Origin of the sequence: Nocardia sp. NPDC051750, from assembly GCF_044453135.1 — a bacterium.
GTDB lineage: Bacteria > Actinomycetota > Actinomycetes > Mycobacteriales > Mycobacteriaceae > Nocardia.
On the sequence record NZ_JBITCK010000003.1, the window covers coordinates 354,245 to 380,542 of the forward strand.

Consider the following 26,298-nt stretch of genomic DNA (forward strand, 5'->3'; position numbering starts at 1 on the left):
TGCCAGCCGAGAGGAAGTCTCGAAACCACGGAGGAAAACATGGCGGAATCGAAGCGAATGCTGGTGACCGGGGGCACCGGGAGACTTGGACGCGCACTGGTACCACGGCTGCTCGAAGCCGGGCACGAGGTGCGGGTGCTCACCCGTAAGACGCGGCCGCCGGCGGCGCACGAGTGGGTGGTCGGCGATCTGCGCAGGCGCGGCGGGCCGGCCGCAGCTGTCGCCGGCGTCGATACGATCGTGCACCTGGCGACCACCAATGGGCGCCATGACGTGGCCGCGACCGGCAATCTGATCGAGGCCGCGCGGGCAGCAGGCGCCCCGCACCTCGTGTACCTCTCTATCGTCGGCATCGAAAATTTCGAGTTCGGCTATTACCGGGCCAAGCTGGCGTGTGAACACCTGGTCGAGGAGTCGGGCCTGCCGTGGACGATCCTGCGCACGACCCAGTTCCACGACCTGGTCGCCGCGATCTGCGATGTACAGCGGAGGCTGCCGGTCACCATCGTGCCTGCCGGGATGAGTGTCCAGCCGATCGACGTCACCGAGGTGGCGGACCGGCTGGTCACGATTTCGGCCGGCTCGGCCGGGCACCGGGTACCGGATCTGGGCGGACCGCAGGTGCGCGATCTCCCAGGCCTGGCCCGGAGCTATTTGCGGTCGATCGGGCGGCGACGTCCGGTCGTGTCGGTCCGGTTGCCGGGCAAAATGTTTCGCGACTATCGCGCCGGCAACCATCTCGCCCCGGACCGTGCGGTAGGCCGAATCACATTCGACGAATTCCTGGCCGATCTTCCGGTCCGCGAAGGTGGCCGGTGATGCGGTGCGGGATCCGTGCGGGCATCGGGTTTCTCGCCGCGACCCAGACCGTAGTCGGCGTCTGGGCGCTGTTCTTTCCCGCCCGGTTCTTCGCACTTGCCGTGGTCGGCATGGGTATGGCCTACAACGAGCATCTGATGCGGGACTACGGCGCCATGACGCTGGCGAGCGCGGTGGTGCTCGGTGCAGCCACGGTCCACGGAGGGGAGTGGGCGGCCCGCACGGCGCTGGTCATGTATCTGACCTGGTCGGTTCCCCACTTTCTCGTGCATCTGACCATGCTCGATCATCTCGCTCCGGCGACCGCCGCACTGCTCATGGTTGCCCTCGCCGGTGCCATTGCGCTGTCCACGGCGTTACTTGTGCTCAGCATCCGAACATCCCGGACCGAGTAACCGGCGCGGGGGGAATGGTGCAACAGTATCGGCCTGTCCACCGGCGTCCGCGCTCGCCGGACGGGTATCGACGCCGGTGGGACAGGTTCAGACGCCGGACAGGGCCCGAAGTTCGTCCAGGTATTCCTGCGTCCGCGGGTCGTCGGGGAAATGGGCGACCAGTTCCCGGCCGACCTCGCCGCCGATGCTCAGCAGCGAGGGGAGCGACCGCCGTTTCGCCTCGAACGCGCAGAGGCCCTCGGAGACCGCCAGTTCCAGATCACGTCCGCGCGCGGCCACCATGGCCAGCGTGAGATGGGCCTCGGCCACGCGCATCGGATTGCGGACGGTGCCGTCCAGCGTGGTGGAATCGGCCAGGACCGCGCGGGCGAAACGTTCGGCCCGCGCATCGTCGCCGACGACCCGGCAGCAGTCCATGGCGTAGAAATCGAACTTCTGCGGATCGACGACGAAATGATTCTCCAGGTCCTCGGGATGGCCGAGCCGGTCCAGCAGCATCCTGCCTTCCGCCAGCGCCGCGTCCACCGCGGTGCGATCGCCGAGTCGCGCCCATGCTTTCGCCCGTTGCGCGGCGAGTTGGACGCCCACACCGCTGTTCCCGCATTCCGGGGGCACCGCTTCGGCCGCCAGGATGACGCCGCGATTGTTGCCCTGGGTCAACGCGAACCACGCCGCCAATTCCGAACTCCAGCCGATGATTTCGGGATGGCCGGATTCCAGGCCGAGGGACCGGGCGGCCCGGCGAGTGGCCTCGGCGCCGCCCCGGCGGCCCAGATCGTATTCGAGGCAGCCGAGCAGCAGCGCGACCCAGCCCGCCAGTTCCAGCACCTCCTTGTGCTGGGCGAGGGTCAGCCGGCTGTCGAGTAGTGCCGCGATCCGCCGCAGCCAGCCCGAAGCTTCGCGATGGAGTTCGTGGGCATCGGTGGAGGCGTATTCCCGGCACAGTCGTTCGGCGGTGATCCGGACGGCATCGAGGGTGGCGGTCGAAACATCGGACATCCGTAGCCGGCCCATGAACTCGAGCGTGTCCATTCCGGTGGCGGTGAGCAATTCGTCGTCCCGGCTCGGCCGGGCCTTGGGGAAGAACGCCGCGGCCGCGGTATCGAAGGCGGCGGCGATGAGGGGGGCGTAGAAATCGTCGGGGCGGGATTCGCCCGATTCCCAACGCCGCCAATTACGTAGCAGGGTGCTGTCGGTCGGTAGGTTGTGCGACGATTTGGCGCGTAGCGCGCGTACGGCCTCGGCTTGTGACCACCCACGCGCATCGCGTTCCGAGCGCATCCGGATGGCCCACAGCGGACGATCTTCAGCAGCAGTCACGCCGCCAGTATTGCACCAGCAAACTTTTCGTGGACCCCATAGGGCATACAGATGTCCCCCGCATGACCTCTTCTGCGCCCTGTGACCTTCGGTCATGCTCGAATCGGACCGGCTTCGCGCCGGTTCAAGCAACACCCCCGCGAATGCGGGGTGGAGATCCCGGAGCAGGAAATGGTTCCCCGCCTTGTGCGGGGAAGGATTCAGGAGGTTCGGGTGGAAGCGTTGGTATATGGGTATTTACGCGACGATCTGGCCGCGGGCGACGGCGATGATATGGAGGCCGCGCTACGTGAGCTGGCCGATGCCCACGGCCTCTGCTTCGCCGCGACATTCCACGAATCACATGCGGGTGACGGAACGGCATTCGCCGAGCTGACCCGGGAACTCCAGCGAGCGGATGCCCACCACGTGGTGGTGCCCTCGCTCGATCACCTCACCGGCCAGACCATTCCACGCGAACTGCTCATCGCGAAACTGGCCAGTGACGCCGCCGCCCGAATCTGGTCGGTAGCGGGCTGAACCGGCGGCCCGGCGGCGGCTCGGCGTACCCCCTCAGCGCCCGAAGCCGCCGGGCCCTCGCCGGCGCAGATACTTCTCGAATTCGGCCGCGATGGCATCACCATCGATCTTGGCCATGGCCTCGTTCACATCGAGCGCGGCGTCCCCGCGCTCCTCCAGCGAGCGCACATATTCGGCGATCTCGTCATCGGCTTCGGTCATCTCGTTCACCGTCGACTCCCACTCCTCGGCCTGCTGCGGGAGTTCGCGCAGCGGCACCTCGATATCGAGGACATCCTCTACCCGGTGCAGGAGCGCGATCGTCGCTTTCGGGTTCGGCGGCTGCGAGACGTAGTGCGGTACCGCCGCCCAGAACGACACCGCCGGAATTCCGGCCTTCACGCATTCGTCCTGGAGCACCCCGGTGATACCGGTGGGCCCCTCGTAGCGAGTCTGCTCCAAGTTGAACCGCTCGGCCGCTTCCTTGCTGTAGGCCGAACCCGTCACCGGCACCGGCCGGGTGTGCGGGGTATCCGCCAGCAGCGCCCCCAGGATGACCACCGTCTCCACCCCGAGCTGATCGATCAACTCCAGCAGATCGGCGCAGAAACGCCGCCACCGCATATTCGGTTCGATCCCGCGCAGCAGGACCACATCGCGTTCGCTACCCGGCGGGGAGCACACCGACAAGACTGTCGCCGGCCAGACGATCTCCCGGGTGACTCCTTCCACCTGCCGGACCATCGGCCGGTTCACCTGGTAGTCGTAGTAGTCCTCGGAATCGAGTTCGGCCAGGGGCCGCGCATCCCAGATCAGCTCCAGATGTTCGACCGCTCCGCTGGCCGCGTCACCAGCGTCGTTCCAGCCCTCGAAGGCGGCAACGAGCACCGGGTCACGCAACGCGGGCAGTTCCCGATCCACTGGTGATTCACTCGAGCTCACCCGAGTCAGCCTACGGTGCGGGTCGCAACCGGCGCGCAGTATCGGTCTCCCCGCGCCTGTCGCGACCGGTCCGCGGGCCTGCGGCGGCTGTGTCCGCCCGCACAGGGGTGTGAACTAGGCGAACATGCCGTCGGTGGCGCCCACTACTCTGGAATCCATGTCTGCCTCCCGCCCCGCCGAGTTCGATACCACCCTGCTCGACACCCTCAGCCGGCGTGTCGTCATCGGCGACGGTGCGATGGGCACCATGTTGCAGGCCGTGGATCTCACCCTCGACGATTTCCGCGGCCTGGAGGGCTGCAACGAGATCCTCAACGACACCCGCCCCGAGGTGCTGCGGGATATCCACCGGGCGTACTTCGAGGCCGGCGCCGACGCGGTGGAGACCAATACCTTCGGCTGCAACCTGCCCAACCTCGCCGACTACGATATCGCCGACCGCATCCGGGACCTGTCCGAGAAGGGCACCCGGCTGGCTCGTGAGGTCGCCGACGAGATGGGGCCCGGTCCGGACGGGACGCCCCGGTATGTTCTGGGCTCGATGGGCCCGGGAACCAAGCTGCCCACACTGGGTCACGCCCCGTACGCGAGCCTGCGCGACGCCTACACCGAGGCCGCGCTGGGCATGCTCGACGGCGGCGCCGACGCGGTGCTCATCGAGACCTGCCAGGACCTGCTGCAGGTCAAGGCCGCGATCACCGGCACCCGCCGGGCGATGAAGCAGGCCGGCCGCCGGATCCCGATCATCACCCACGTCACGGTGGAGACCACCGGCACCATGCTGGTGGGTAGTGAGATCGGCGCGGCGCTCACCGCGCTCGAACCGCTCGGTATCGACCTGATCGGCCTCAACTGCGCCACCGGGCCGGACGAGATGAGCGAACACCTGCGCTACCTGTCCCAGCATTCCCGGATCCCGGTGTCGGTGATGCCCAACGCGGGGTTGCCGGTGCTGGGCGCGCACGGCGCCGAGTACCCGCTGACTCCCGAGGAGCTGGCCGCGGCGCTGCGTGGTTTCGTCGCCGATTACGGTCTGGCGCTGGTCGGCGGCTGCTGCGGTACCACGCCGGAACATATCCGGCAGGTCGCCGCGGCCGTTCGTGAGGTCGAACCCACGCTGGCGCCGATCGGGCAGCGCCGTACGCCGCAACCGGAGCCCAGTATCTCCAGCATGTACACGGCGGTGCCGTTCGAACAGGACGCCAGCGTGCTGATGATCGGCGAACGGACCAACGCCAACGGATCGAAAGCGTTCCGTGAGGCCATGCTGGCCCAGGACTGGGGTAAATGCCTCGATATCGCCAAGGACCAGACCCGCGACGGCGCCCATATGCTCGATCTCTGCGTCGACTACGTGGGTCGCGACGGTAGCGCGGATATGTCGGAGCTGGCCTCCCGCCTGGCCACCGCCTCCACCCTGCCGATCATGCTCGACTCCACCGAGACCCCGGTGCTCCGCGCCGGGCTGGAGCATCTGGGCGGCCGCTGCGCGGTGAACTCGGTGAACTACGAGGACGGCGACGGCCCCGAGTCGCGGTTCCAGCAGACGATGAGCCTGGTCGCCGAACACGGTGCCGCGGTGGTCGCGCTGACCATCGACGAGGAGGGCCAGGCCCGCACCGCGGAGCACAAGGTCGCCATCGCCGAGCGGCTGATCGCCGATATCACCGGCAACTGGGGGCTGCACGTCGGCGATATCATCATCGACACGCTCACCTTCACCCTCGGCACCGGCCAGGAGGAGTCGCGGCGCGACGGCCTGGAAACCATCGAGGCCATCCGCGAACTCAAACGCCGCCACCCCGGGGTGCAGACCACGCTGGGGCTGTCGAATATCTCCTTCGGTCTCAATCCGGCCGCGCGGCAGGTCCTGAACTCGGTGTTCATGAACGAATGCGTCCAGGCGGGCTTGGACAGCGCCATCGTGCACGCCTCGAAGATCCTGCCGATGAGCCGGATTCCGGACGAGCAGCGGGAGACCGCGCTGGACCTGGTCTACGACCGGCGCCGCGACGGATACGATCCGCTGCAGAAGCTCATGCAGCTGTTCGAAGGGGTGTCGACCGCCGATTCCCGAGCCTCGCGCGCCGACGAACTGGCCGCGCTGCCGCTGTTCGAACGGCTGGAGCGGCGCATCGTCGACGGTGAGAAGGCGGGGATGGAAGCCGACCTGGACGAGGCGATGCGGGAAGTGCCGCCGCTGAAGATCATCAACGAGACCCTGCTGTCCGGCATGAAGACCGTCGGTGAACTGTTCGGGTCCGGACAGATGCAGCTCCCGTTCGTGCTGCAATCGGCCGAGGTCATGAAGGCCGCCGTGGCGCATCTGGAGCCGCATATGGAGGCCACCGACGACAGCGGTAAGGGTCGCGTCGTCCTGGCCACGGTCAAGGGCGATGTGCATGATATCGGCAAGAATCTGGTGGACATCATCCTGTCGAACAACGGCTACGAGGTGGTGAACCTCGGGATCAAGCAGCCCATCGCGAGCATTCTCGACGCCGCGCTGGACAAGAAGGCCGACGTGATCGGAATGTCCGGGCTGCTGGTGAAATCCACCGTGGTGATGAAGGAGAACCTGCAGGAGCTGAACACCAGGGGAGTGGCCGAACAGTTCCCGGTGCTGCTCGGTGGTGCCGCGCTCACCCGCTCCTACGTGGAGAACGACCTCACCGATGTCTACGACGGCGATGTCCACTACGCGCGCGACGCGTTCGAAGGCCTGCGTCTGATGGACGAGATCATGGCCGTCAAACGCGGCGCCGCCCTCGACCCGGACAGCCCCGAAGCCGTGGCCCAGCGCAAGAAGGCCGCGGAACGGAAAGCCCGCCACGAACGTTCGAAGCGCATCGCCGAGCAGCGGCGAGCCGTCGAGGTCCCGATCGAGGTTCCCGTGCGCTCGGATGTGGCCGCCGATGTGCCGGTGCCGGTGCCGCCGTTCTGGGGTACGCGAGTGGTGAAGGGTCTGCCGGTGCACGAGTACTCCGGGCTGCTGGACGAGCGCGCGCTGTTCCTCGGCCAGTGGGGGCTGCGGGGCCAGCGCGGGGGCGAGGGGCCCAGCTACGAGGAACTCGTGGAAACCGACGGCCGTCCACGGTTGCGGGCCTGGATCGACCGGCTCAGCACCGAGGGCGTCCTGCAGCACGCGGCGGTCGTGTACGGGTACTTCCCGGCGGTGTCCGAGGGGGACGATGTCGTGGTGCTCACCGAACCGGAACCCGATGCGCCGCAGCGGTATCGCTTCACCTTCCCGCGCCAGCAGCGCGACCGGTTCCTCTGCGTCGCGGATTTCCTCCGGTCGCGCGAGCACGCCCGGGAGACCGGACAGGTCGATGTGCTGCCCTTCCAGCTGGTCACCATGGGACAGCCGATCGCCGACTTCGCCAACGAACTGTTCGCCGCCGACAACTACCGGGACTATCTGGAGGTGCACGGAATCGGGGTCCAGCTGACGGAGGCGCTCGCCGAGTACTGGCATCGCCGGATCCGGGAAGAACTCACGCTGGAGGGGCACGCGATCGCCGAATCCGATCCGGCCGATGTGACGGAATACTTCAAGCTCGGTTACCGGGGCGCCCGCTACTCGTTCGGTTACGGCGCCTGCCCGGATCTCGAGGACCGGGCCAAACTGGTGGACCTGCTCGACGCGGGGCGGCTCGGGGTGACACTGTCCGAGGAATTGCAGCTGCATCCCGAACAGTCGACCGACGCCTTCGTCCTGCTCCATCCGGAGGCGAAGTACTTCAATGCCTGAGCCGCAGTAAACGTGCGGCCGATGTGATTGTGGTCACTTGCCGGTGGGGTCGATACCGACCCTACCGGGGCCGGATTCGGAAACCGCAGGTAACCGGCGTGTGCGCAGGCCCGTAATGCCGTACTGCCCGCAGGTGTTCCCGGTGTGAAAGCGTACTATTTCCAGGAATTTCCGCCGAGGTTCCCGCGGAACCAGAAGTCCGAACCGTGCCGTTCGGGTGCGATGCCCGCGCCTGGTCGAAGCGGAACCGTAGGCAGCCGCCTGTGACGCGCGGAGTGCGGGACGACTCGGCGGCGAACAGAAGGGGCCACGACAGAGATGAGCAAGGATCGGCTGATCGCCGGACGGTATCGGCTCACGGATCCCATCGGCACCGGCGCCATGGGTGTGGTGTGGCGTGCCCTCGATATCCGGCTGCAGCGCACCGTCGCGGTCAAGCAGGTGCTGCTCGGCCCGAACCTGACCGAACAGCAGACCGCGGAGGCGCGCAAACGCGCACTGCGCGAAGGCCGGATCGCCGCGCGGCTGCACCATCCGAACGCCATCTCGGTATTCGACGTGGCCGACGAGGACGGCCAGCCGTGGCTGGTGATGGAGTACATGAACGCGCCCAGCCTGGCCAGCAGGCTGAATCTCGACGGCACGCTCGCACCGCTGAAGGTGGCCGAACTCGGCGCCCAGGCGGCCGCCGCGCTCGCCGCCGCCCACGATGCCGGCATCGTGCACCGGGACGTGAAACCGGCGAATATCCTGGTGGGCGACGACGGCACGGTGAAGATCACCGATTTCGGAATCTCGCGGGCCACCGGGGACGTCACCGTCACCGCGACCGGTTTCCTGGCCGGCACCCCCGCCTATCTCGCCCCCGAAATTGCACGCGGCGAACAGCCGATACCCGCGTCGGATGTTTTCGCGCTCGGGTCGACGCTCTACCACGCGACCACCGGCCGCCCGCCCTTCGGTGACGGCGACAACCCGCTGGCCGTGCTGCACGCGGTCGCCGGCGGGCAGGTCGAACCGCCCACCGGTATCGGCGCACTGGGCCCGGTGCTGATGCGGTTGCTGGAGACCGAGGTGGCGAACCGGCCCACCATGGACGAGGCACGAGTCATGCTCGACGAGGTAGCAGCCGGGCGTGCACCGGAGCCGGTCGAGGGGCCGCCGCCCGCAGTGACGAAGGTGCTGCCGCCCACGCTCGCCGCGACGGCTCCACTGTCGCAGCACGATCCGGGTCCGGAACCTGCCGCGTCCCGGCCGGGTGTTCCCGTATCCGCCGCGGCGCCCGCTTTCCGCGGACCCGGACAGTCTCCGGTCGCGGGACCCGCACCGGTGACTCCTGCACCCGCGCCCGCTCGTCCGGCGGCTGGCCGCGGTTCGGGTGGGCGGACCAGGGTCGCGGTGCTGGCGGGAGCCGCGGCGCTGCTGGTGGTGGTCGTGGTCGGCCTGGCCCTGGCCAACAGTGGCGGCGAGACCCCCGCCGGGACGCCGGGCACCAGCCAGGCGGCCGCCCCGCAGGTCACCGATTCCGCGGAAGCGGAAGCAGAGCCGAGCGATCGGCCGTCGACCACGAGCGCCGCACCCAGCACCACCACGACCTCCACCACCGAAACGGGCCCACCCTCGGCCGCGCGCGTGGAACAGTTCGTCCGCGGTTACTACGGCATGCTGCCCGGTAATCCGTCCGCCGCGTGGGCTCAGCTCTCGCCCGAGTATCAGGCCGTGACGGGCGGGTACACCGCATACACCCAGTTCTGGTCGACCATCGGGTCGGTCAGTATCGGCTCGGTCCGCCCGTCCGATGACGGCTCCGCCGTCGCGACGGTGACCTACACGATGAGCGACGGGTCGGTGCAGTCGGAGAGCCGGTCGTTCCGGGTGGTGCCCGCCGGCGGACGCCTGGTCATCACCGATTCCCAGCTGGTGTGATCCGGGCACCCGGGTTTGCCGCCGCCACCGGGGTGGGCCTACCGTCGGCCGGGGGTTTCCGGCCGTATGCCGTGGCCCGGCACCACTCACCGTGAACGAAAGGTCCGAGCGTATGGCCCAGCTGGCCGGGGTCCTGTGGGATATGGACGGCACGCTGCTCGATTCGGAGAAGCTCTGGGATATCGGCGTCCGCGAACTGGCCCGGGAACTGGGCCGCGAGATGACCCAGGAGATCCGGCACGCGCTCATCGGCGCGTCGGGGGCCAATGCGCTACGGATCATGTTCACCGAACTGGGGCTGGAGCCGCATCCTTCGGCGGTGGAGGCGGCCGGGCACTTCCTGGAGCAGCGGGTCACCGAACTCATGACCGGGCCGATCCCGTGGCGGCCGGGCGCGGTCGAGGCGCTGGATATGGTCCGGGCGGCGGGGTTGCCCTGCGCCCTGGTGACCAATACCAAGCGTTCGCTCACCGAATTGGCGCTGGAAACGCTGGGCCGTGATCGGTTCGACGTATCGGTCTGCGGGGACGAGGTGCCGCACGGAAAGCCCGATCCGGCGGTCTATCTCCGTGCGGCGGAACTGCTCGGGCTGGACCCTGTCGATTGCGTGGCGGTCGAGGACTCGGTCACCGGGGTCGCCGCCGCCGCGGCGGCGGGATGCGGGGTTCTCGTGGTGCCGTGTGAGATACCGGTGCCCGTCGATCCGTCCCGGATCCACCGGGAAAGTCTTATCGGGCTGACCCACTCCGATCTCGAAATGTGTCTCTGGCAGCGCGGGTAGATACTCCGGGAACTCGGGACCGGTGGTGGGAACCGACAATCTTTTCCCGCGAATAGTGTTGCGAATCAACAAGACCGAACGGTCCGTGACCGGGCTCACCGGGCAGATCCGGGATTTGCCGGGCGTGTCGCACATTCGGCGATAACAATATCGCTATGGCCGCCACGGTGACCTTGGACGAAATCGTCGACACTTCCCGCTACCCGCTCGCCGAACCCGATACGCCGGAATGGCGTGCCGCGGTAGCGGCGGCGCGGGCCGACCTCGCGGAGGACGGATGCACTGTACTGCGCGAGTTCATCCGGCCGGAGCTGCACCCGCTGCTGGGCGAACAGGGTGAGCGGATGGCGCCACACGCGTACTACCGCACCGAACGCGTCAATGCCTACAACATCCCACTCGACACCGATCTGCCCGCGGAGCATCCCGGCCGGATCATCTTCGAACGCGGGAACGCCTTCGTCCCGCGGGACCGGATTCCGGCCGATTCGCTGATCCAGCAGCTCTACACCAACCCCGAGTTCCAGCGATTCCTCGCCGACTGTTTCGGCCGGGAGCAGCTGCACGAATTCGCCGATCCGCTGGCCGGTCTGGTCCTGAACGTGGTGGCGCCGGGCAATGCGCATCCGTGGCATTTCGATACCAACGAGTTCACCGTCAGCATGCTGACGGCGGCGCCGGAGTCCGGGGGCGTGTTCGAGTACTGCCCGAACATCCGCTCCCCGCGTGCCGAGAACCTCGGCGACGTCCACGCGGTGCTGACCGGGTCGGGTGACGGGCTCGTTCGGCGGCTCACCCTACGCCCCGGTGACCTGCAACTTTTCCAGGGAAGGTTCTCGCTGCACCGGGTTTCCCCGGTGCAGGGCGCGTCCCCTCGGCATACGGCGATCTTCGCCTACAGTGACCGCCCCGGTGTCATCGGCACCGTGGAACGCACCCGCCAGCTGTTCGGGCGGGTGCTCCCGGATCATCACGCGGCGGCGAATGCCGTCCGGGGTGACCGGCTGCTCGATTGATCAGGTCCACGATCGAGTGGGTACCGCCCTACCGAGAGGAACACAACGTGCCCGTGCCGTTGCACACCACCGGGAAAGCATCCTTCGACGATATCTACTCGAGGCCCGACCCCCGCGACTACTACGCGCGCATGTCCGAACTGGACTACTGCATACCCGAGCTGGCGAAACCGTATCTGCGGGAGCAGATCCTGGCCTACCAGGTCGCGACACGGACCGCGCCCACCGTGCTCGATGTCGGCTGCTCCTACGGTGTGAACGCCGCCCTGCTGAGACTGGATACCAGCCTCACCGAGCTGGCGCAGTCCTATGCCGAGCCCGGCCTCGGGACCGGGGATCTCATCTACCGTGACCGCGACCGTGTTCGCGATGCCGATGCCCTTCCGGGTGTCCGGTTCATCGGAATGGACGCCTCCGAGCCGGCCCTGGACTACGCGCGGTCCGCGGCACTGCTGGACGCCGTCGTGCACGCCGACCTCGAATCCGCCGAACCCAGCGATGAGCAGCGGGCGATTCTCGCGCAGGCCGATCTGGTGATCTCGACCGGCTGTATCGGCTATGTCACCGAGAAGACGATCGCCCGGATCGCGACCGCCCATCCCGACCGCCGGCCGTGGATGGCACACTTCGTCTTGCGGATGTACGGTTTCGGTCCGATCGAGGCGGAGCTGGACGCCCTGGGATACCGCACGGAGCGGATGCCGGGCGAGTTCGCCCAGCGCCGGTTCGCTTCGGACGCCGAACGTGAACAGGTACTGGAAACTCTCACCGCCAACGGCACCGCGACGGCCGGCCTGGAGGACGAAGGTAGGTTGTATGCCAATCTGTATGTGTCCCGACCGATTTCGTAGCCACCGCGCCGCTGGGACCGTGCCGACCTGAATGCGACCCGCTGCGGTGCCGAGTCTTACGAGGCCCTTGGAGGCCCAAGGGGGGCCGAAACCACGCGCGCCGGAGGCGCGCCGAAAATACAGGAGAAGACTTGACCGAAAGCACCTTTGCCGCCGAGGATCAGCTGCCCCGGGTCCCGTTGCCGACCTTGGAAGACAGCTGCGCCCGCTTCGTTCAGTGGTGCGCCCCCCTGCTGACCGCCGAGGAACTGGCGGTCACCGAGGACGCCGTCGCCGATCTGCTGCGACCGGACGGCGCCGGCCGGGCCCTGCACGCGGCCCTGCGCGAGTACGACGAAACCCCCGGTGTGGGCAGCTGGCTGGACCGGTTCTGGCCGTCTCGGTACCTGGGCCGGCGAGACCGGATCGCGTTGAACGCCAATTTCTTCTTCCTGTTCCGCGACGACACCGTGCTGGCGGCCTCCACCCCGGCGGGCCAGGCCGAACGGGCCGCGGGGCTGGTCACGGCGGCCGTCGACTACAAGGTGGCGCTCGATCAGGAAGAAATTCCCCCGGTCACGCAGCGGGGGCAGCGGCTGTCGATGTGGCAGAACAAGTACCTGTTCTCCGAGACCCGGATACCGGGTGCCGAACAGGACACCGTGCGGGTGCCCTACAGCGAGGAATGGCCGGGACCCTCCACGGCCCGGCACATCCTGGTCCTGCACCGGGGCAGCATGTTCCGGATGGACGTCCTGGGCCCCGACGGCGACCCGTACGCGTTCGAGGATCTGGTGGCGGGTCTGCGCACGATCCTGAAATCCGCCACCGAGCCCGCACCCGCCGGTACTTCGGTGGGGCACCTCACCACCGCGGCCCGTGCCGAGTGGGCACATGCGCGCGCCGAACTGCTCACCGACCCGCACAATGCCGCCGCGCTCGACACGATCGAGACAGCGCTGTTCTGCGTCTGCCTCGAGGATTTCGCACCCCGCGACGAACTCCATGCGTCCGACACCCTGCTGCACGGTGACAGCGCCAACCGCTGGTTCGACAAATCCGTGTCCTTCATCGTGTTCGCCGACGGCCAGGCCGGGATCAATATCGAACACTGCGGGCTGGACGGCACCACCGTTCTGTCCTTCGTCGACGCCCTGCTGGAGACTCCGGTCGCCGGGCATACGGAACGGTCCGGCGCGCGGGGGCAGGGGTTGCCGCCGGTCGAGCAGATCGAATTCCGGCTCGACGCCGATCAGCGTGCCGCGGTGGTGGCCGCCGGCGCGGCGTTCGCGCAGTACGCCGCGGACAACGCCACCACCACGGTCTCCTTCGACGGGTTCGGGACCGCCCGCGCCAAACAGCTCGGTATCTCCCCGGACGCGTTCGCCCAGCTCAGCTACCAGCTCGCGCACCGCCGTAGCAAGGGACTCACCGGCGCCACCTACGAATCCATCGCCACCCGGCAGTACCGCAACGGCCGCACCGAGGCGATGCGGGTGATCACCCCGGAGATGATCGCGTTCGTCGACACCATGCAGGACCCGGCGGCCGATACCGCGGCGAAGCTCGCCGCCGCCCGCACCGCCGCCGGTGCGCATGTGGCGCGGGCCAAACAGTGCCAGTCCGGTGCGGCGCCGGAGCAGCACCTGTGGGAACTCGAATGGATCCAGCGTCGGCGCGGCGCCGAACTCGGCGTCACCGAAGAGATTCCGCTGTACCGCAGTCCGGGCTGGACGATCATGCGCGACGACTACCTGAGCACCAGCTCGGCGCCCTCGGTGAATATCCGCTACTTCGGTTTCGGATCCACCAGCCCGAAATGCATCGGCGTCGCCTACGTCCTGCTGCCGGACCGATGGAACCTCTACCTGGCCACACCGACCCAGGTGGCCGATGAGATGTACGCCTTCGCCGGCCACCTGCGCACCGCGGTCGCCGAGTTGGAGGCACTGCTCGCCGAGCAGTAGCGAGGGCCCCGCACCCGCCGCGGCGTTCGGTGCGGCGCTTGATGCGCAGGGCGACACGTCGATGACATGGGAATGCCCGATCGGCACGTCCGTGGGCGGGGTTGCCCGCCCGCGGACGTGCCGGCCGGGTCCAGGTGCGCCGACGGAATGAGGGCTACGGCACAGCGATGCGCAGTCGGGCGGAGGCGCGGCGCGCTGGTCTGAAACAATGACCAGTCGTGAAGACTTTCGAGGCCCTGTTCGCCGAGCTCCAGGATCGCGCAGCCACCCGGCCCGCCGGGTCGGGTACCGTCGCCGCACTGGACGCGGGTGTCCATACCCAGGGCAAGAAGGTGCTGGAGGAGGCCGGCGAGGTGTGGCTGGCCGCCGAACACGAGGGTGACGAGGCACTCGCCGAGGAGATCTCCCAGCTGCTGTACTGGGTGCAGGTGCTGATGGTGGGCCGCGGGCTGCGGCTGGAGGACGTCTACCGACATCTGTAGACGCCCCGTCTATTCCTCCGAAGCCGAAAGGACCAGCCATGCTGCGCGTCGCAGTACCCAACAAGGGCGCACTCTCCGAATCCGCCGCCGCGATCCTCGCCGAAGCGGGTTATCGCAAGCGCACCGATTCCCGGGATCTCACCGTGCTCGACCCGGCCAATCAGGTCGAATTCTTCTTCCTGCGGCCCAAGGACATCGCCATCTACGTGGGTTCCGGGGAACTGGACCTCGGTATCACCGGCCGGGATCTGGCCCTGGACTCCGGCGCGCCGGTGGCCGAGCGTCTCCCGCTCGGGTTCGGCGGCTCCACCTTCCGCTACGCCGCCCCGCAGGGCCAGGACTGGACCGTTCAGGATCTGCAGGACAAACGGATCGCCACCTCGTTCCCGAACCTGGTGCTCGCCGACCTGTCCCGGCGCGGGATCCAGGCGGAAGTGATCCGGCTCGACGGTGCGGTGGAGATCTCGATCCAGCTCGGTGTCGCCGACGCGATTGCCGATGTGGTCGGCTCCGGGCGGACCCTGCGCCAGCACAACCTGGTGGCCTTCGGGGAGTCGCTCTGCGATTCCGAGGCGGTGCTGGTGGAACAGGCCGACTCCGACCAGCGCGACCGGGCGCGTAACCAGCTCATTGCCCGGGTGCGTGGCGTCGTGTTCGCTCAGCAGTACCTGATGCTGGACTACGACTGCCCGAAGAGCCTGCTCGAGCGGGCCGCGCAGCTCACCCCGGGCCTGGAATCGCCGACCGTGGCGCCGCTGGCCGATCCGGACTGGGTCGCGGTGCGCGCCCTGGTGCCGCGTAAACAGGGCAACGAACTGATGGACCAGCTCGCCGAACTGGGTGCCCGCGCCATCCTCGCCACCGATATCCGTTCCTGCCGGGCCTTCTGACACGAGCCCGCGCCGCCGCCGGCGGCGGCGCGGGTCGATACAGTCTCAGTCCGATACCGATTCTGCGAAGGTTTCGGCGGTGGATTCCGCGTCCGCGGGCCAGCCCGGATACGGCGGTGGTGTTCCGTCGAATGCCGGGCACAGGCTTTTGTAGGCGCAGTAATCACACAGCCAACCCGGATTCGGTGGAAAATCTCCGGTGCTACCCGCTGTGCGGACCGCCTCCCAGAGGGCCATGAGCGTGCGCTCGAACCGGAGCAGTTCTTGCTCCTCGGGGGTGTAGGTGAGCAACTGGGCGTCGGCCAGGTAGACCAGCCGCAGTTGGGCCGGGACCACCGCGCGGGTGCGCAGCAGCATAAGGGCGTAGAACTTCAGCTGGAACAGTGCCCGTGTCTCCCGGGTCGGGTCCGGCGCGCGGCCGGTCTTGTAGTCCACCACCCGCAGCTCGCCGGTGGGCGCCACATCGATGCGGTCCACGAAACCGCGCAGCGGAGCACCGTCGGCCAATTCGACCTCGAGCCGGGTCTCGCAGGATTCGGGGTCGAAGCGGCGCGGATCCTCCAGCCGGTAGTAGGTGCGCACCAGCGCCCGGACCTCCGCGAGGAAGCCGTCGAGTCCGCCGTCGTCGTCGACCAGCCGGGCCGCTCCGGGTTCGGCGGCGAGCACCCGCGACCAGGCGGGTTCGGCCAGCGTCATCGCCCGTTCCGGATCCCGTTCGGCGGCCGGCAGCGCGTAGAGGTCTTCGAGGACCGCGTGGACGACCGTGCCGCGTACCGCCTGGCGGGTGGGCGGTTCCGGAATCCGGTCGATCGCGCGGAGGCGGTATTTCAGCGGGCACTGTTTGAAATCGGCTGCGCGCGAAGGCGACAGCGCCGGACGTACGGGCCGGGGTGCCGTATCGGGGCCGCGACTCGACGGGGGTGTGCTCGGGGGCGCTGACATACCTGGCAGGCTATCCGTCGGTACCGACACGGTGCCCGCGCGCACGAGCGCGCGCAGGGGAAACGCGGAACGGAGATTCATGACGGCCAGACGGACCGGGCCATTCGTCGTCGGCGACCGGGTGCAGCTGACCGACGCCAAGGGCAGGTTGTACACGGTGCTGCTGGAACCGGGTAAACAATTCCACACCCACCGCGGCGCCATCGACCACGACGAACTCATCGGCGCCGAGGAGGGCACGCTCGCGCACTCCAACAACGGCACCCCGTATCTGGCTCTGCGCCCGCTGCTGACCGACTATGTGATGTCCATGCCCCGCGGCGCGGCGGTGATCTACCCGAAGGACGCGGCGCAGATCGTGCACGAGGGCGATATGTTCCCGGGCGCCCGGGTCCTCGAGGCGGGTGCCGGCTCCGGGGCGCTGACCTGTTCGCTGCTGCGTGCGGTCGGGCCGGACGGGTCCGTGGTGTCCTACGAGATCCGGGAGGACCACGCCGAGCACGCGGTCCGGAATGTGGAACGGTTCTTCGGCGAACGGCCTGCGAACTGGGAGTTGACGGTCGCCGATGTGGCCGACTACGCGGGGGATCAGGTGGATCGGGTCGTCCTGGACATGCTGGCGCCGTGGGATGCCCTGCCCGCGGTCTCGCGGGCCCTGGTGCCCGGCGGAGTGCTGATGGTCTACGTGGCGACGGTGACGCAGCTGTCGAAGCTGGTGGAGGCGTTGCGCGAGCAGCAGTGCTGGACCGAACCGCGATCCTGGGAGTCGATGGTGCGGGGCTGGCATGTGGTGGGTCTGGCGGTGCGGCCCGAACACCGGATGCAGGGGCATACGGCGTTCTTGGTGAGCGCGCGACGGCTTGCCGAGGGTGTGGTGACCCCGAAGCCGCAACGGCGGCCCTCGAAGGGCTGACGGGCCTTTTCACCGCCGGACAGCAAGGCCCGCGGCGGGGCCGGAGAAGGCTCCACCGCGGGCCTGGACGAACTGATCGGGGAGGCTACGTGTACAGGTGACATGCTGTGCGGGTGGCCGTGCCCCGGTCCCGTGGCCCGGGCTCCGGCCGGCTGCGCCCGTCAGGCGGGAGCGCAGGGGATCTGCGCGAAACTGAGCAGAACGCACGCGGCGGCGTCGGACAGTTTCCAGATGTCGTCCTCGTGCTGCCAGGTCATCGGCATCGGCGGGGCACTCTGGCCGGTGGGGCTGGTGATGGTGGTCTGACCGGTGGCCGTCTCCCCGTCGACCGTGACCTCGGCGACCTGGTAGGTGATACCCCGGTAGGACTGCAGCGCCGCGTTGAGCTGTTCGAGCAGGCCGCGCCGGTTCTCGCCGTCGACGATCAGGTTCACTTTGTCGTCCACCGAGACATCCGGGTTTGTGATCTGCTCGAGGGTGGCCTGTAGGCTCTCCGCGGTGGGCGCGTCCCCGGAGTCGCCGTGGTCATGGTCGTGTTCGGCCGCGGTGGTGGGGTCCGCGACACTGCTGGTGGCCGCGCTCGTCTCGGGGGTTCCGGTGCCGTCGTCCGATCCGCATGCCGTCAGTCCCGCCGCCAGGGCGGCGGCCGTGATCGTCGTCGCCGCGACTCGGGACAACCACGGCATCCGTGCGGGAAGGTGCATAGCTGGCAACCTTTCGGCTAGTCGGTGGGTAGGCCCACCGAGTTGGGGTTAGGGCAGGCTAACATTGTCTGACCAGCAGAGGTCTGCGGACTATATGTGATCACGACGAAACCATGTCGGACAGCGCAAACGGGTCGCGCCCGGTAGCGTTGATAGACCGGGACTGGGAGGAGCAGCACATGAGCCCCATCGAGAATTCGGATTCGGCGGCCTGGAGAGAACTCGAGGCAGTACGCGCCGAAGCGGCTGCACTCCGGAGGCAACTCGCCGACTCACCGGATCGCTCACGGGAATTGGAAGCCCGTATCGATTCGCTGACCATTCGCAACACCAAGTTGATGGATACCCTGAAGGAGGCGCGGCAGCAACTCGTCGCGCTGCGTGAGGAGGTCGACCGGCTCGGTCAGCCGCCCAGCGGTTACGGGATTCTGATCGGTGTCTACGAGGATCAGACCGTCGACGTGTTCACCTCCGGCCGCAAGATGCGACTGACTTGCTCGCCGAATATCGACACCACCACCCTCACCTACGGACAGACCGTCCGCTTGAACGAGGCCCTGACGGTTGTCGAGGCGGGCATGTTCGACGCCATCGGCGAGATCGGCACCCTGCGCGAGGTGCTCGACGGCGGCCGCCGCGCCCTGGTCGTCGGCCATGCCGACGAGGAGCGGGTGGTGTGGCTGTCCGGCCCGTTGTCCAAGCTCGCCGAGGCCGACGATCTGGCGGATCCGGACTCCCCGATCCGCAAATTGCGGCCGGGTGATTCCCTGCTGGTCGATACGAAGGCCGGTTTCGCGTTCGAGCGCATCCCCAAGGCCGAGGTCGAGGACCTGGTGCTGGAAGAGGTGCCCGACGTCGGCTACCACGATATCGGCGGGCTCGGCCGGCAGATCGAACAGATCCGCGATGCCGTGGAGTTGCCGTTCCTGCACAAGGACCTGTTCCGCGAATACGCGCTGCGTCCGCCGAAGGGCGTCCTGCTCTACGGCCCGCCGGGCTGCGGTAAGACGCTCATCGCCAAGGCAGTGGCCAACTCACTGGCCAAGAAGATCGCCGAGGCGCGGGGACAGGATGCCAAGGAGGCGAAGTCCTACTTCCTGAACATCAAGGGCCCCGAGCTGCTGAACAAGTTCGTGGGTGAAACCGAGCGCCATATCCGGATCATCTTCCAGCGGGCCCGGGAAAAGGCGTCCGAGGGCACCCCGGTGATCGTGTTCTTCGACGAGATGGACTCGATCTTCCGCACCCGCGGTTCCGGTGTCTCCTCGGATGTGGAGACCACCGTGGTGCCGCAGTTGCTCAGCGAGATCGACGGTGTGGAAGGGCTGGAGAACGTCATCGTCATCGGCGCCTCCAACCGCGAGGACATGATCGACCCCGCGATCCTGCGGCCCGGCCGGCTGGACGTGAAGATCAAGATCGAGCGGCCCGACGCCGAATCCGCGCAGGACATCTTCTCGAAGTACCTCACCGAGCATCTGCCGCTGCACGCGGACGATCTCACCGAGTTCAACGGCGACAAGGTGGCCTGCATCAACGCCATGATCGAGCGGGTCGTGGACCGGATGTACGCCGAGAGCGAGGACAACCGCTTCCTGGAGGTCACCTACGCCAACGGTGACAAGGAAGTCCTGTACTTCAAGGACTTCAACTCCGGCGCCATGATCCAGAACATCGTGGACCGGTCCAAGAAGTACGCGATCAAGGCGGTGCTCGACACCGGCAATCCGGGTCTGCGGATCCAGCATCTCTACGATTCGATCGTGGACGAGTTCTCCGAGAACGAGGACCTGCCCAACACCACGAATCCCGATGACTGGGCCCGTATCTCGGGTAAAAAGGGCGAGCGGATCGTCTACATCCGCACGCTGGTCACCGGTAAGAACGCCAGCGCGAGCCGGGCGATCGATACCGAATCCAACACCGGCCAGTACCTGTAACGGAACTGCCGTCAGGGCCGCGCTTCCCACGGGAGCGCGGCCCTGCTTCGTGTACGCCGCCCGCCCGCTCCCGCGGATCGTCCTGCGGGTGTACATCGTGGCGCGGGATACACGCCCCGGAATCGTCCCGGAGGCGGACGGCAGCGCGGTGCGGGCCGGATATGTTCCAGGGGTCAGGTTCACACCCCAGGAGATCGCGTGACGACCACCCGCATCGCAGATCCACCCCGCCGCGACACCGCCGCCCTGCCCGCGTTCGCCACGGCCCCGGTACTCGGTGTGGCCGTCGTGTCGGCGCTGGTTCTGCTGGCCTCGGCGACCCGCTACGGCTATTTCGGCGACGAACTGTACTTCCTGGCGGCCGGCCGGCGACTGTCCTTCGGCTATGCCGACCAGGGGCCGCTCCTGCCACTGCTCGCCGGGATGATGGACGGCCTCGCGCCCGGTTCCCTGGTGGTGCTGCGGATACCGGCCATCGTGCTGACACTTGCCGCGGTGGTGGTGAGCGCCGAGATCGCGCGCGAATTCGGCGGCGGTCGCGGCGCCCAGATCCTGACGGCCGTGGCCTATGCCACCTCGCCCTTCCTGCTGCTGCAGGCCAAGAATCTGTCCACCAACGCCCTCGACACCGCCCTGTGGGTGCTGATCACCTGGCTGGTCGTGCGCTGGGTGCGTACCCGGCGCGACGGTCTGCTCTTGGCGGCGGCCGTCGTGACGGCGATCGATATGCAGGTCAAATGGCTCATTCCGTTCTTCTGGCTGGCGCTGGCCGCCGGTGTGCTGGTCTTCGGGCCGCGGGATCTGCTCCGCCGGCCGCTGCTCTGGCTGGGCGGGGTGATCGTCGTGCTCGTGTCCATCCCCGCGCTGCTGTGGCAGGCCGGGCACGGATGGCCGCAGTTCGCCCTGACCGCGGCGGTGCGACGGGAACAGCAAGCCACCGGCGGCATGGTGGGGTTCGTCCCCTTGGCGGTGCTGATCGCGGGCACGCTCGGTGCGGTCCTGCTGTGCTACGGGACCTGGGCTCTGCTACGGCACCCGGCGCTGCGCCCGTACCGCTTCCTGGGGCTCACCACGGTGCTGCTGACGGTGATATTCCTGGTCACCGGCGGCCGGATCTACTACGTGGCCGGGATGTACGCCGCGATGTTCGCGGCGGGCGCGGTGGCGGTGTCGGAGGTGATCCGGCGGTCGTCGTCGCGGCTGCGCAAGCGCCTGCTCGTCGGGTCCGGGGCAGGGCTGACGGCCGTATCGGTGCTGGTCGTCCTGGGTTCCACGCCGTGGCAGCCGGCGGCGGATATTCCGCCACCGGAGAACGACGCCGCGGCCGCAATGCAGATCGGCCTCTACGGCGAGTTCGGCTGGCCGGAACTGGCCGCCGGCGTGGTCGCGGCCTACGAATCACTGCCCGCTCGGGAACGTGAGCGGTCCGCGGTGATCGCCGGCGGCTACTGGCAGGCGGGAGCGCTGGATCAGCTGGCGGGCGATCGGCTGCCGCCCGTCTACAGCCCGGCCCGCGGGTTCGGCTACTTCGGTGCGCCGCCCGATACCGCGACCACCATGATCTGCGTAGGCGGGGATACCGGCAGGCTGCGGGAGCAGTTCGCCGTACTCGAGCCCCTGGGCCGGGTCGACACCCGCCTCGGTTTCCTCGGCAACACCAGGGACGTCGTGGTGTGGAAATGCGCCGAGCCGCGGGACGCATGGTCGCGTGTGTGGCCCGGATGGATGCATATGTGAGTGGTACGTGGCGGTTACGCTCGCGGTATGAGTACTCCGGAAACCGAGATCTGGCACAACCCCCGCTGTACCAAGAGCCGGGCGGCGCTGGCACATCTGGATGCCGCGGGCACCGCGTACACGGTTCGCCGATACCTCGAGGATCCACCCAGCGCCGCGGAGCTGCGGACCGCGCTGGAGCGACTGGGGGCCGAGCCCTGGGACATCACCCGGACCGGCGAGGACATTGCCAAGGAACTCGGAATGTCCGGCTGGGGTCGCACCGCCGCGGACCGGGAGCGCTGGATCACCGCCCTCGCCGAGAATCCCCGGTTGATCCAGCGCCCCCTCGTATTCGCGGCCGACGGGCGCGCGATCGTGGCCCGCGACGAGGATGCTCTGCGGTTGCTGGATTGATTCACCTCTCGTTAGCTGGCGTGTAACGCTGTTCGGTATCGATGGGGTCCGAAGATCGTGCGCGGACCTCGGGAAACCCGGTGCGTGACCGTTCGGGAGGCGGTCGCGTACCGAATCCCGGCCGGTGCTGCACGGGGCGGTAGTGTCGGCTCATGAAAGTTGAACTGCGGCACAACCCGTCGTCTGCCGTGGCGCGTTGCGTGCTGGCGGGCGGGGAGTCGGTTCGAGTGGAAACCGGTGCCATGGTGGCGCATTCGGCCGGAGTGACGCTGGAAGCCAAGGCCGAAGGTGGAATCCTGGCCGGGCTCAAACGTTCGGTGCTGTCGGGCGAATCGTTCTTCGTCTCCACGTTCACCGCGCCCGCGAGCGGCGGCTGGGTGGATGTGGCGCCCTCACTACCCGGCGATATGCTCGCGCTGCCGATCGTCCCGGACCGGCCGTACTTCATCAGCCGCGGTGGCTGGATCGCGAATTCGGCCGGGGTGCGGGTGGAGAGTCAGTGGGGCGGTTTCGCGAATCTCTTCGGCGGCGAGGGCGGTTTCGGTCTCCGCGCGGAGGGCCAGGGAGACGTGGTGGTGGGGGTCTTCGGCGCCATCGACGTATTCGATCTACCAGCCGGTGAGCAGGTGAGTATCGATACCGGGCATGTGGTGGCGTACGACCTCGCGATGCAGTTCACCATCCGCCGTGCGGTATCCGGACGGTCCCTGCAATCGCTGAAATCGGGTGAGGGGCTGGTCTTCGATTTCACCGGCCCGGGGCGGATCCTGCTGCAGACCCGCAACCCGCGGGCCTTCGCCTCCTGGACGGCTTCGGTTTCGTCCGGCTAGGCGCACCTCCGCCGTCGCTCCTGCCGTGGGTGTGCGGCACGACGGTGCCGAACAGGATGAATTCCGGTCGGCCGGGGTTCGATACCGGCGCTACTTCACCCTGCAGGACGGCATCCGCGCCGAGTAGATCTGGTCGTCGCGCTGAGCCGACCGGCTCCTGGTCCGGGCTTTCCGTTGGCACCCGGGGCGATCGTCAGTCGGGTCCACGGACCACTGCGTAACGGATGCAGGCGAATTCGCCGTTGGCTGCCAGTTCGCTTACTCGCAGTTCCAGTTCGCGCGGCAGCAGCGGAGCGCCGGCACCCAGGGTGACCGGGGCGACGGAGACGATGATCTCGTCCAACAGGCCGTGGTCGGCGAATGAGCCCGCGAGCTCGCCGCCGCCGACGATCCAGAGGTTCTTTCCGGCCGCTACGGCGGTCATCGCCTGGTGGAGCGCGGGGACCTCTGCGTGGGTGAAGCGGATATCGGCGTCGGTGCGCGGCGGGAACTCGCGGTGGGTGCACACCCAGCTGGGTACCGCGTAGGGCCACGGCTCCGTGCTCTGGTTGTCGAGTATCCACTGGTAGGTGTTGGCGCCCATGACGATCGCGCCGACCCCGGCGAGGAACTCGGTGAAGCTCATGGGGCCGGATTCGTCGGATTCACGGGACAACAGCCAGGCGAGCGAATGATCCGGCGTAGCGATATAGCCGTCCAGACTGGTCGCCGTGTTGTAGATGGTGCGGGGGGTGGTCAATTCAGTCTCGCTTCCGGAGCCAGTCGATCGGGTCGCCCCAGCCGACGGTGTCGTCATCGGGTGAATCACCGCGGATCCAGTACCGCACCTGCTGGCGGCGATACGCGGAGTAGGTGAGCACATGGGCGATCACGCTGCCGAGTACGAAGCTTTCCGGTGGTTCGCACAGTGCGTCGATCAGGGTGTCGCCCCAGCCGCCACGGCGGTCGATCTCACGGATCGTGTCCAGCCAGCGCGGGCCCACATCGTCGAGGCGGGCCGACAGCGCGGGAATATCGTCGCCGCCGTACTCGGGGGTATCGGCGCCGTCGATCGAGGCGAGCCACAACTCCTTGGTCCGGATCAGATGGTCGAGCACCGCGGCGATCGAATCCTCCGGCCCATCCCACGGCAGCACCATGGCCGCGCCGGCGCGGGGCCGCCGGTACTGCTCCTCGCGCAAACCCGCCGCCGCTTTCAGCAGCAGCCGGGTGTCGTCGAGATCGTGGTGCAGCAGCAGCGCGGTCGGGTCCATCTCGGCGCGTCCCTTCGGTTCTCCTTCGACCCACAGCGACATGGGTGGATGGAAATGGATTCCGTTCGCCGCCGGCAGCCACCGGGGTGCCCGGCCGGTCGGCGGCGGGGTCGCGCTCGGTGGATGACCGAAGGCGCGGGTGAACGCCCGGCTGAATCCCTCCACCGTGTCGTATCCCGCGCCGAAGGCCACCTCTGTCACGGTGGCACCCGTTCCGAGCTGCCAGCAAGCGCGTTCCAGCAGGACGCGCCGCCGCAGACTCACCGGAGATTCGCCGGTGCCACGGCTGAACTGCCGGGCGAAATGGAACGGGGACGAGTAGACGCCGGCGGCCATCTGGCCGAGGGTCGCATTGTCCTCGTCGAGCACGGCATCGAGGAGTTCGCGGAGTCGGTCACGTCGGGTGGTCACGGAGAAAGTCTGTCTGTTCGGCCCCGGGATCTGCTTGACCGTTCTTGCGCAGTCGCCTGCTGTCGCCGCGACGGCCGCTCCTTTCAGCGGCTGTGCAGTTCGAGCCGCTCAGCGGCTGTGCAGTTCGAGCCGCTCAGCGGCTGTGCAGTTCGAGCCGCTCAGCGGCTGCGCCGTTCGAGCCCCTTGCGGTCATAGACGAAAGTGGCGACCGCTCCGAGGACCAAGCCGATGGCGAGGCCGAGCAGGCTCATCCAGACGCCACGCGCCAGCCCGGGGTTGCCGTGGGCGTCGAAGTAGAGGATCGAGCGGACACCGAGATAGATCTGGTGCATCGGTTCGAACGCGGCCAGCCAGGCCATGTACTGCGGGGTTGCCTCCAGCGGGATGGTGGCGCCGGCCGAGGGCAGGCCGAGCACGATGAACAGCACCAGGTTCACCAGCAGACCGGCGGAACCGAACACCGCCAGGATCGACAGCGCGGTCACCCCCACCGCGACGATCGCGAGCGTGCTGAACAGGAACAGGGCCAGCGCGTGGTCGAGCGGCATATCCAGGAGTGTCCCGATACCCAGGAAAATTCCCGAGACTATCGGTGCCGCGACCGTGATCACGCCCCATTTCAGCAGCAGCGTGCGCAATCGCGAATGCGGCGCGGTGGGGTGATGGACGAACCACGGACCGTATTCGGTCGGTATGAATCCCAGGGCCGAATCCACCATGGTGTGCACGATCATGGCCCCGGTGAAACCGGCCAGCACCACCAGCAGGGTGTAGAAGAACGCCGACAGCCCGCGACCGGTCCCGTCCGGTAGCGGCCGGTACGGATCGATGAGGACATCGATCGGGTCGGCCAGGGCCAGGCGGGCGGCGCCGGTGAGTTCGGTACCGCCGGCGGGCGCGGAATTCAATTCGTCCTCGACCGCCGCCGTCAACTGTTTGCCTACCTCGGCGTCGACCTGCGTCAGTGCCTCCTGGGCCACGATCTGCACGATCTGGGTGGCGTAGGTACCGGTGCGCGGGTTGGTGACCACGGTGATGGCCGGCCGTTCGATATCCCCGGGAACCACGGCACCGGCGCCGAGGATCGACAACCGCTTGGACAGATCGCTGGGCAGCAGGATCGCCCCGTAGACCTCACCGTTGCCGAGGAGCCGCTGGGCCTCGGCGATACCGGCCACCCGCAGGTCGACCTTGTCCGCCGGAACCCGGTCGGTGAGCGCCTGGGTGATCTGATCACCGACATTGACCGGGGTGCCGTCGCGGATATCGCCGTCGTCCTGGTTCACCAGCGCGATGGGGAAATCGTGCAGGTTCTTCTCCGGGTCGATGACATAGCCCAGATACATGGTCGCCAGCAGCGACATCAGCGCGGTGACGACCAGCAGCGGTCCCATCCACGTCCGGATCGCGGTGGGGCGCGCCGGTACGCCGGTTGCCTGTGCGGAGGCTGCGCCGGAATCCGGCTCGCCGTCGGTCTGTTTCGGCTCCACCTTGCGCTCCCTTTCCGATAACGGTCGACCGCCGGCAATGGCGCCGGCCGGTGCCCGGTCAG

The 26,298-nt window shown here is 68.0% G+C and carries 23 protein-coding genes; 16 read left to right on the plus strand and 7 right to left on the minus strand.

Annotated features, from left to right (window positions below; translation table 11 throughout):
- Window positions 1-39 precede the first annotated feature (39 nt).
- Both ACIA75_RS15330 and ACIA75_RS15335 read left to right on the plus strand, forming a co-directional pair.
- A complete protein-coding gene (locus tag ACIA75_RS15330; RefSeq protein ID WP_397104128.1) occupies window positions 40-819 on the plus strand; it encodes an SDR family oxidoreductase in 780 nt (259 codons plus the stop codon).
- Entirely contained in the window at window positions 819-1,214 is a 396-nt protein-coding gene (locus tag ACIA75_RS15335; protein ID WP_397104130.1) for a hypothetical protein, read from the plus strand. Before ACIA75_RS15330 ends, ACIA75_RS15335 begins: the two co-directional genes overlap by 1 nt.
- A gap of 87 nt (window positions 1,215-1,301) precedes the next feature.
- Here the strand turns inward: ACIA75_RS15335 and ACIA75_RS15340 are convergent, their stop codons facing one another.
- Complete coding sequence (locus ACIA75_RS15340) at window positions 1,302-2,534, minus strand: XRE family transcriptional regulator (protein ID WP_397104132.1); 1,233 nt, start codon at window positions 2,532-2,534, stop codon at window positions 1,302-1,304.
- A 213-nt stretch (window positions 2,535-2,747) separates the two neighbouring features.
- Here ACIA75_RS15340 and ACIA75_RS15345 point away from each other — a divergent pair, with 213 nt between their 5' ends.
- Window positions 2,748-3,053 carry a hypothetical protein gene (locus ACIA75_RS15345; protein WP_397104134.1) on the plus strand — a complete coding sequence of 102 codons (306 nt, stop codon included), beginning with the start codon at window positions 2,748-2,750 and terminating at the stop codon, window positions 3,051-3,053.
- Window positions 3,054-3,086: 33 nt separating this feature from the next.
- On the opposite strand, the gene ACIA75_RS15350 is transcribed toward ACIA75_RS15345, so the two are convergent.
- Window positions 3,087-3,974, minus strand: coding sequence for a PAC2 family protein (locus tag ACIA75_RS15350; RefSeq protein WP_397104136.1), 888 nt, complete (start codon window positions 3,972-3,974; stop codon window positions 3,087-3,089).
- A gap of 157 nt (window positions 3,975-4,131) precedes the next feature.
- On the opposite strand from ACIA75_RS15350, the gene metH reads away from it, so the two are divergent.
- The 8 genes from metH (at window position 4,132) to hisG (ending at window position 15,620) form a co-directional block, all read left to right on the plus strand.
- Window positions 4,132-7,728 carry a methionine synthase gene (gene metH / locus ACIA75_RS15355; RefSeq protein WP_397104138.1) on the plus strand — a complete coding sequence of 1,199 codons (3,597 nt, stop codon included), beginning with the start codon at window positions 4,132-4,134 and terminating at the stop codon, window positions 7,726-7,728.
- Window positions 7,729-8,046: 318 nt separating this feature from the next.
- Window positions 8,047-9,654, plus strand: a complete 1,608-nt coding sequence (locus ACIA75_RS15360; protein ID WP_397104140.1) for a protein kinase — start codon at window positions 8,047-8,049, stop codon at window positions 9,652-9,654.
- A 112-nt stretch (window positions 9,655-9,766) separates the two neighbouring features.
- Window positions 9,767-10,435 carry an HAD family hydrolase gene (locus ACIA75_RS15365; RefSeq protein ID WP_397104142.1) on the plus strand — a complete coding sequence of 223 codons (669 nt, stop codon included), beginning with the start codon at window positions 9,767-9,769 and terminating at the stop codon, window positions 10,433-10,435.
- A gap of 155 nt (window positions 10,436-10,590) precedes the next feature.
- The gene (locus ACIA75_RS15370) at window positions 10,591-11,451 is read left to right on the plus strand and encodes an arpA protein (protein ID WP_397104144.1); all 861 of its coding nucleotides are present in this window, start codon (window positions 10,591-10,593) and stop codon (window positions 11,449-11,451) included.
- Window positions 11,452-11,498: 47 nt separating this feature from the next.
- Entirely contained in the window at window positions 11,499-12,302 is an 804-nt protein-coding gene (locus ACIA75_RS15375; protein WP_397104146.1) for a class I SAM-dependent methyltransferase, read from the plus strand.
- 131 nt (window positions 12,303-12,433) lie between these two features.
- Window positions 12,434-14,248 carry a choline/carnitine O-acyltransferase gene (locus tag ACIA75_RS15380; RefSeq protein ID WP_397104148.1) on the plus strand — a complete coding sequence of 605 codons (1,815 nt, stop codon included), beginning with the start codon at window positions 12,434-12,436 and terminating at the stop codon, window positions 14,246-14,248.
- Window positions 14,249-14,466: 218 nt separating this feature from the next.
- Window positions 14,467-14,730: a phosphoribosyl-ATP diphosphatase gene (locus tag ACIA75_RS15385; protein ID WP_030521337.1), complete on the plus strand. Its 264-nt coding sequence runs from the start codon at window positions 14,467-14,469 to the stop codon at window positions 14,728-14,730.
- A gap of 38 nt (window positions 14,731-14,768) precedes the next feature.
- A complete protein-coding gene (gene hisG / locus ACIA75_RS15390; protein WP_397104150.1) occupies window positions 14,769-15,620 on the plus strand; it encodes an ATP phosphoribosyltransferase in 852 nt (283 codons plus the stop codon).
- Window positions 15,621-15,665: 45 nt separating this feature from the next.
- On the opposite strand, the gene ACIA75_RS15395 is transcribed toward hisG, so the two are convergent.
- Window positions 15,666-16,562 (minus strand): RecB family exonuclease, encoded by an 897-nt coding sequence (locus ACIA75_RS15395; protein ID WP_397104152.1) that lies wholly within the window; start codon window positions 16,560-16,562, stop codon window positions 15,666-15,668.
- Between the two features lie 79 nt (window positions 16,563-16,641).
- Here ACIA75_RS15395 and ACIA75_RS15400 point away from each other — a divergent pair, with 79 nt between their 5' ends.
- Window positions 16,642-17,475 carry a tRNA (adenine-N1)-methyltransferase gene (locus tag ACIA75_RS15400; RefSeq protein ID WP_397104154.1) on the plus strand — a complete coding sequence of 278 codons (834 nt, stop codon included), beginning with the start codon at window positions 16,642-16,644 and terminating at the stop codon, window positions 17,473-17,475.
- Between the two features lie 161 nt (window positions 17,476-17,636).
- Here ACIA75_RS15400 and ACIA75_RS15405 read toward each other — a convergent pair whose 3' ends face one another.
- A complete protein-coding gene (locus ACIA75_RS15405) occupies window positions 17,637-18,179 on the minus strand; it encodes a hypothetical protein (RefSeq protein WP_397104156.1) in 543 nt (180 codons plus the stop codon).
- Window positions 18,180-18,358: 179 nt separating this feature from the next.
- On the opposite strand from ACIA75_RS15405, the gene arc reads away from it, so the two are divergent.
- The 4 genes from arc to ACIA75_RS15425 all read left to right on the plus strand — a co-directional run bounded on the left by arc (window position 18,359) and on the right by ACIA75_RS15425 (window position 23,082).
- On the plus strand, window positions 18,359-20,119 hold the full coding sequence (gene arc / locus ACIA75_RS15410) for a proteasome ATPase (RefSeq protein WP_397104158.1): 1,761 nt from the start codon (window positions 18,359-18,361) through the stop codon (window positions 20,117-20,119).
- Window positions 20,120-20,317: 198 nt separating this feature from the next.
- Entirely contained in the window at window positions 20,318-21,856 is a 1,539-nt protein-coding gene (locus ACIA75_RS15415; protein ID WP_397104160.1) for an ArnT family glycosyltransferase, read from the plus strand.
- Window positions 21,857-21,883: 27 nt separating this feature from the next.
- Window positions 21,884-22,252, plus strand: coding sequence for an arsenate reductase family protein (locus ACIA75_RS15420; RefSeq protein ID WP_397104162.1), 369 nt, complete (start codon window positions 21,884-21,886; stop codon window positions 22,250-22,252).
- A gap of 152 nt (window positions 22,253-22,404) precedes the next feature.
- On the plus strand, window positions 22,405-23,082 hold the full coding sequence (locus ACIA75_RS15425; protein WP_397104164.1) for a TIGR00266 family protein: 678 nt from the start codon (window positions 22,405-22,407) through the stop codon (window positions 23,080-23,082).
- Window positions 23,083-23,275: 193 nt separating this feature from the next.
- Here the strand turns inward: ACIA75_RS15425 and ACIA75_RS15430 are convergent, their stop codons facing one another.
- The 3 genes from ACIA75_RS15430 to ACIA75_RS15440 all read right to left on the minus strand — a co-directional run bounded on the left by ACIA75_RS15430 (window position 23,276) and on the right by ACIA75_RS15440 (window position 26,140).
- Window positions 23,276-23,821, minus strand: coding sequence for a dihydrofolate reductase family protein (locus ACIA75_RS15430; RefSeq protein WP_397104166.1), 546 nt, complete (start codon window positions 23,819-23,821; stop codon window positions 23,276-23,278).
- A gap of 1 nt (window position 23,822) precedes the next feature.
- A complete protein-coding gene (locus tag ACIA75_RS15435; RefSeq protein WP_397104168.1) occupies window positions 23,823-24,746 on the minus strand; it encodes a helix-turn-helix domain-containing protein in 924 nt (307 codons plus the stop codon).
- Window positions 24,747-24,904: 158 nt separating this feature from the next.
- On the minus strand, window positions 24,905-26,140 hold the full coding sequence (locus ACIA75_RS15440) for a DUF3533 domain-containing protein (protein WP_397105335.1): 1,236 nt from the start codon (window positions 26,138-26,140) through the stop codon (window positions 24,905-24,907).
- Window positions 26,141-26,298: the final 158 nt, after the last annotated feature.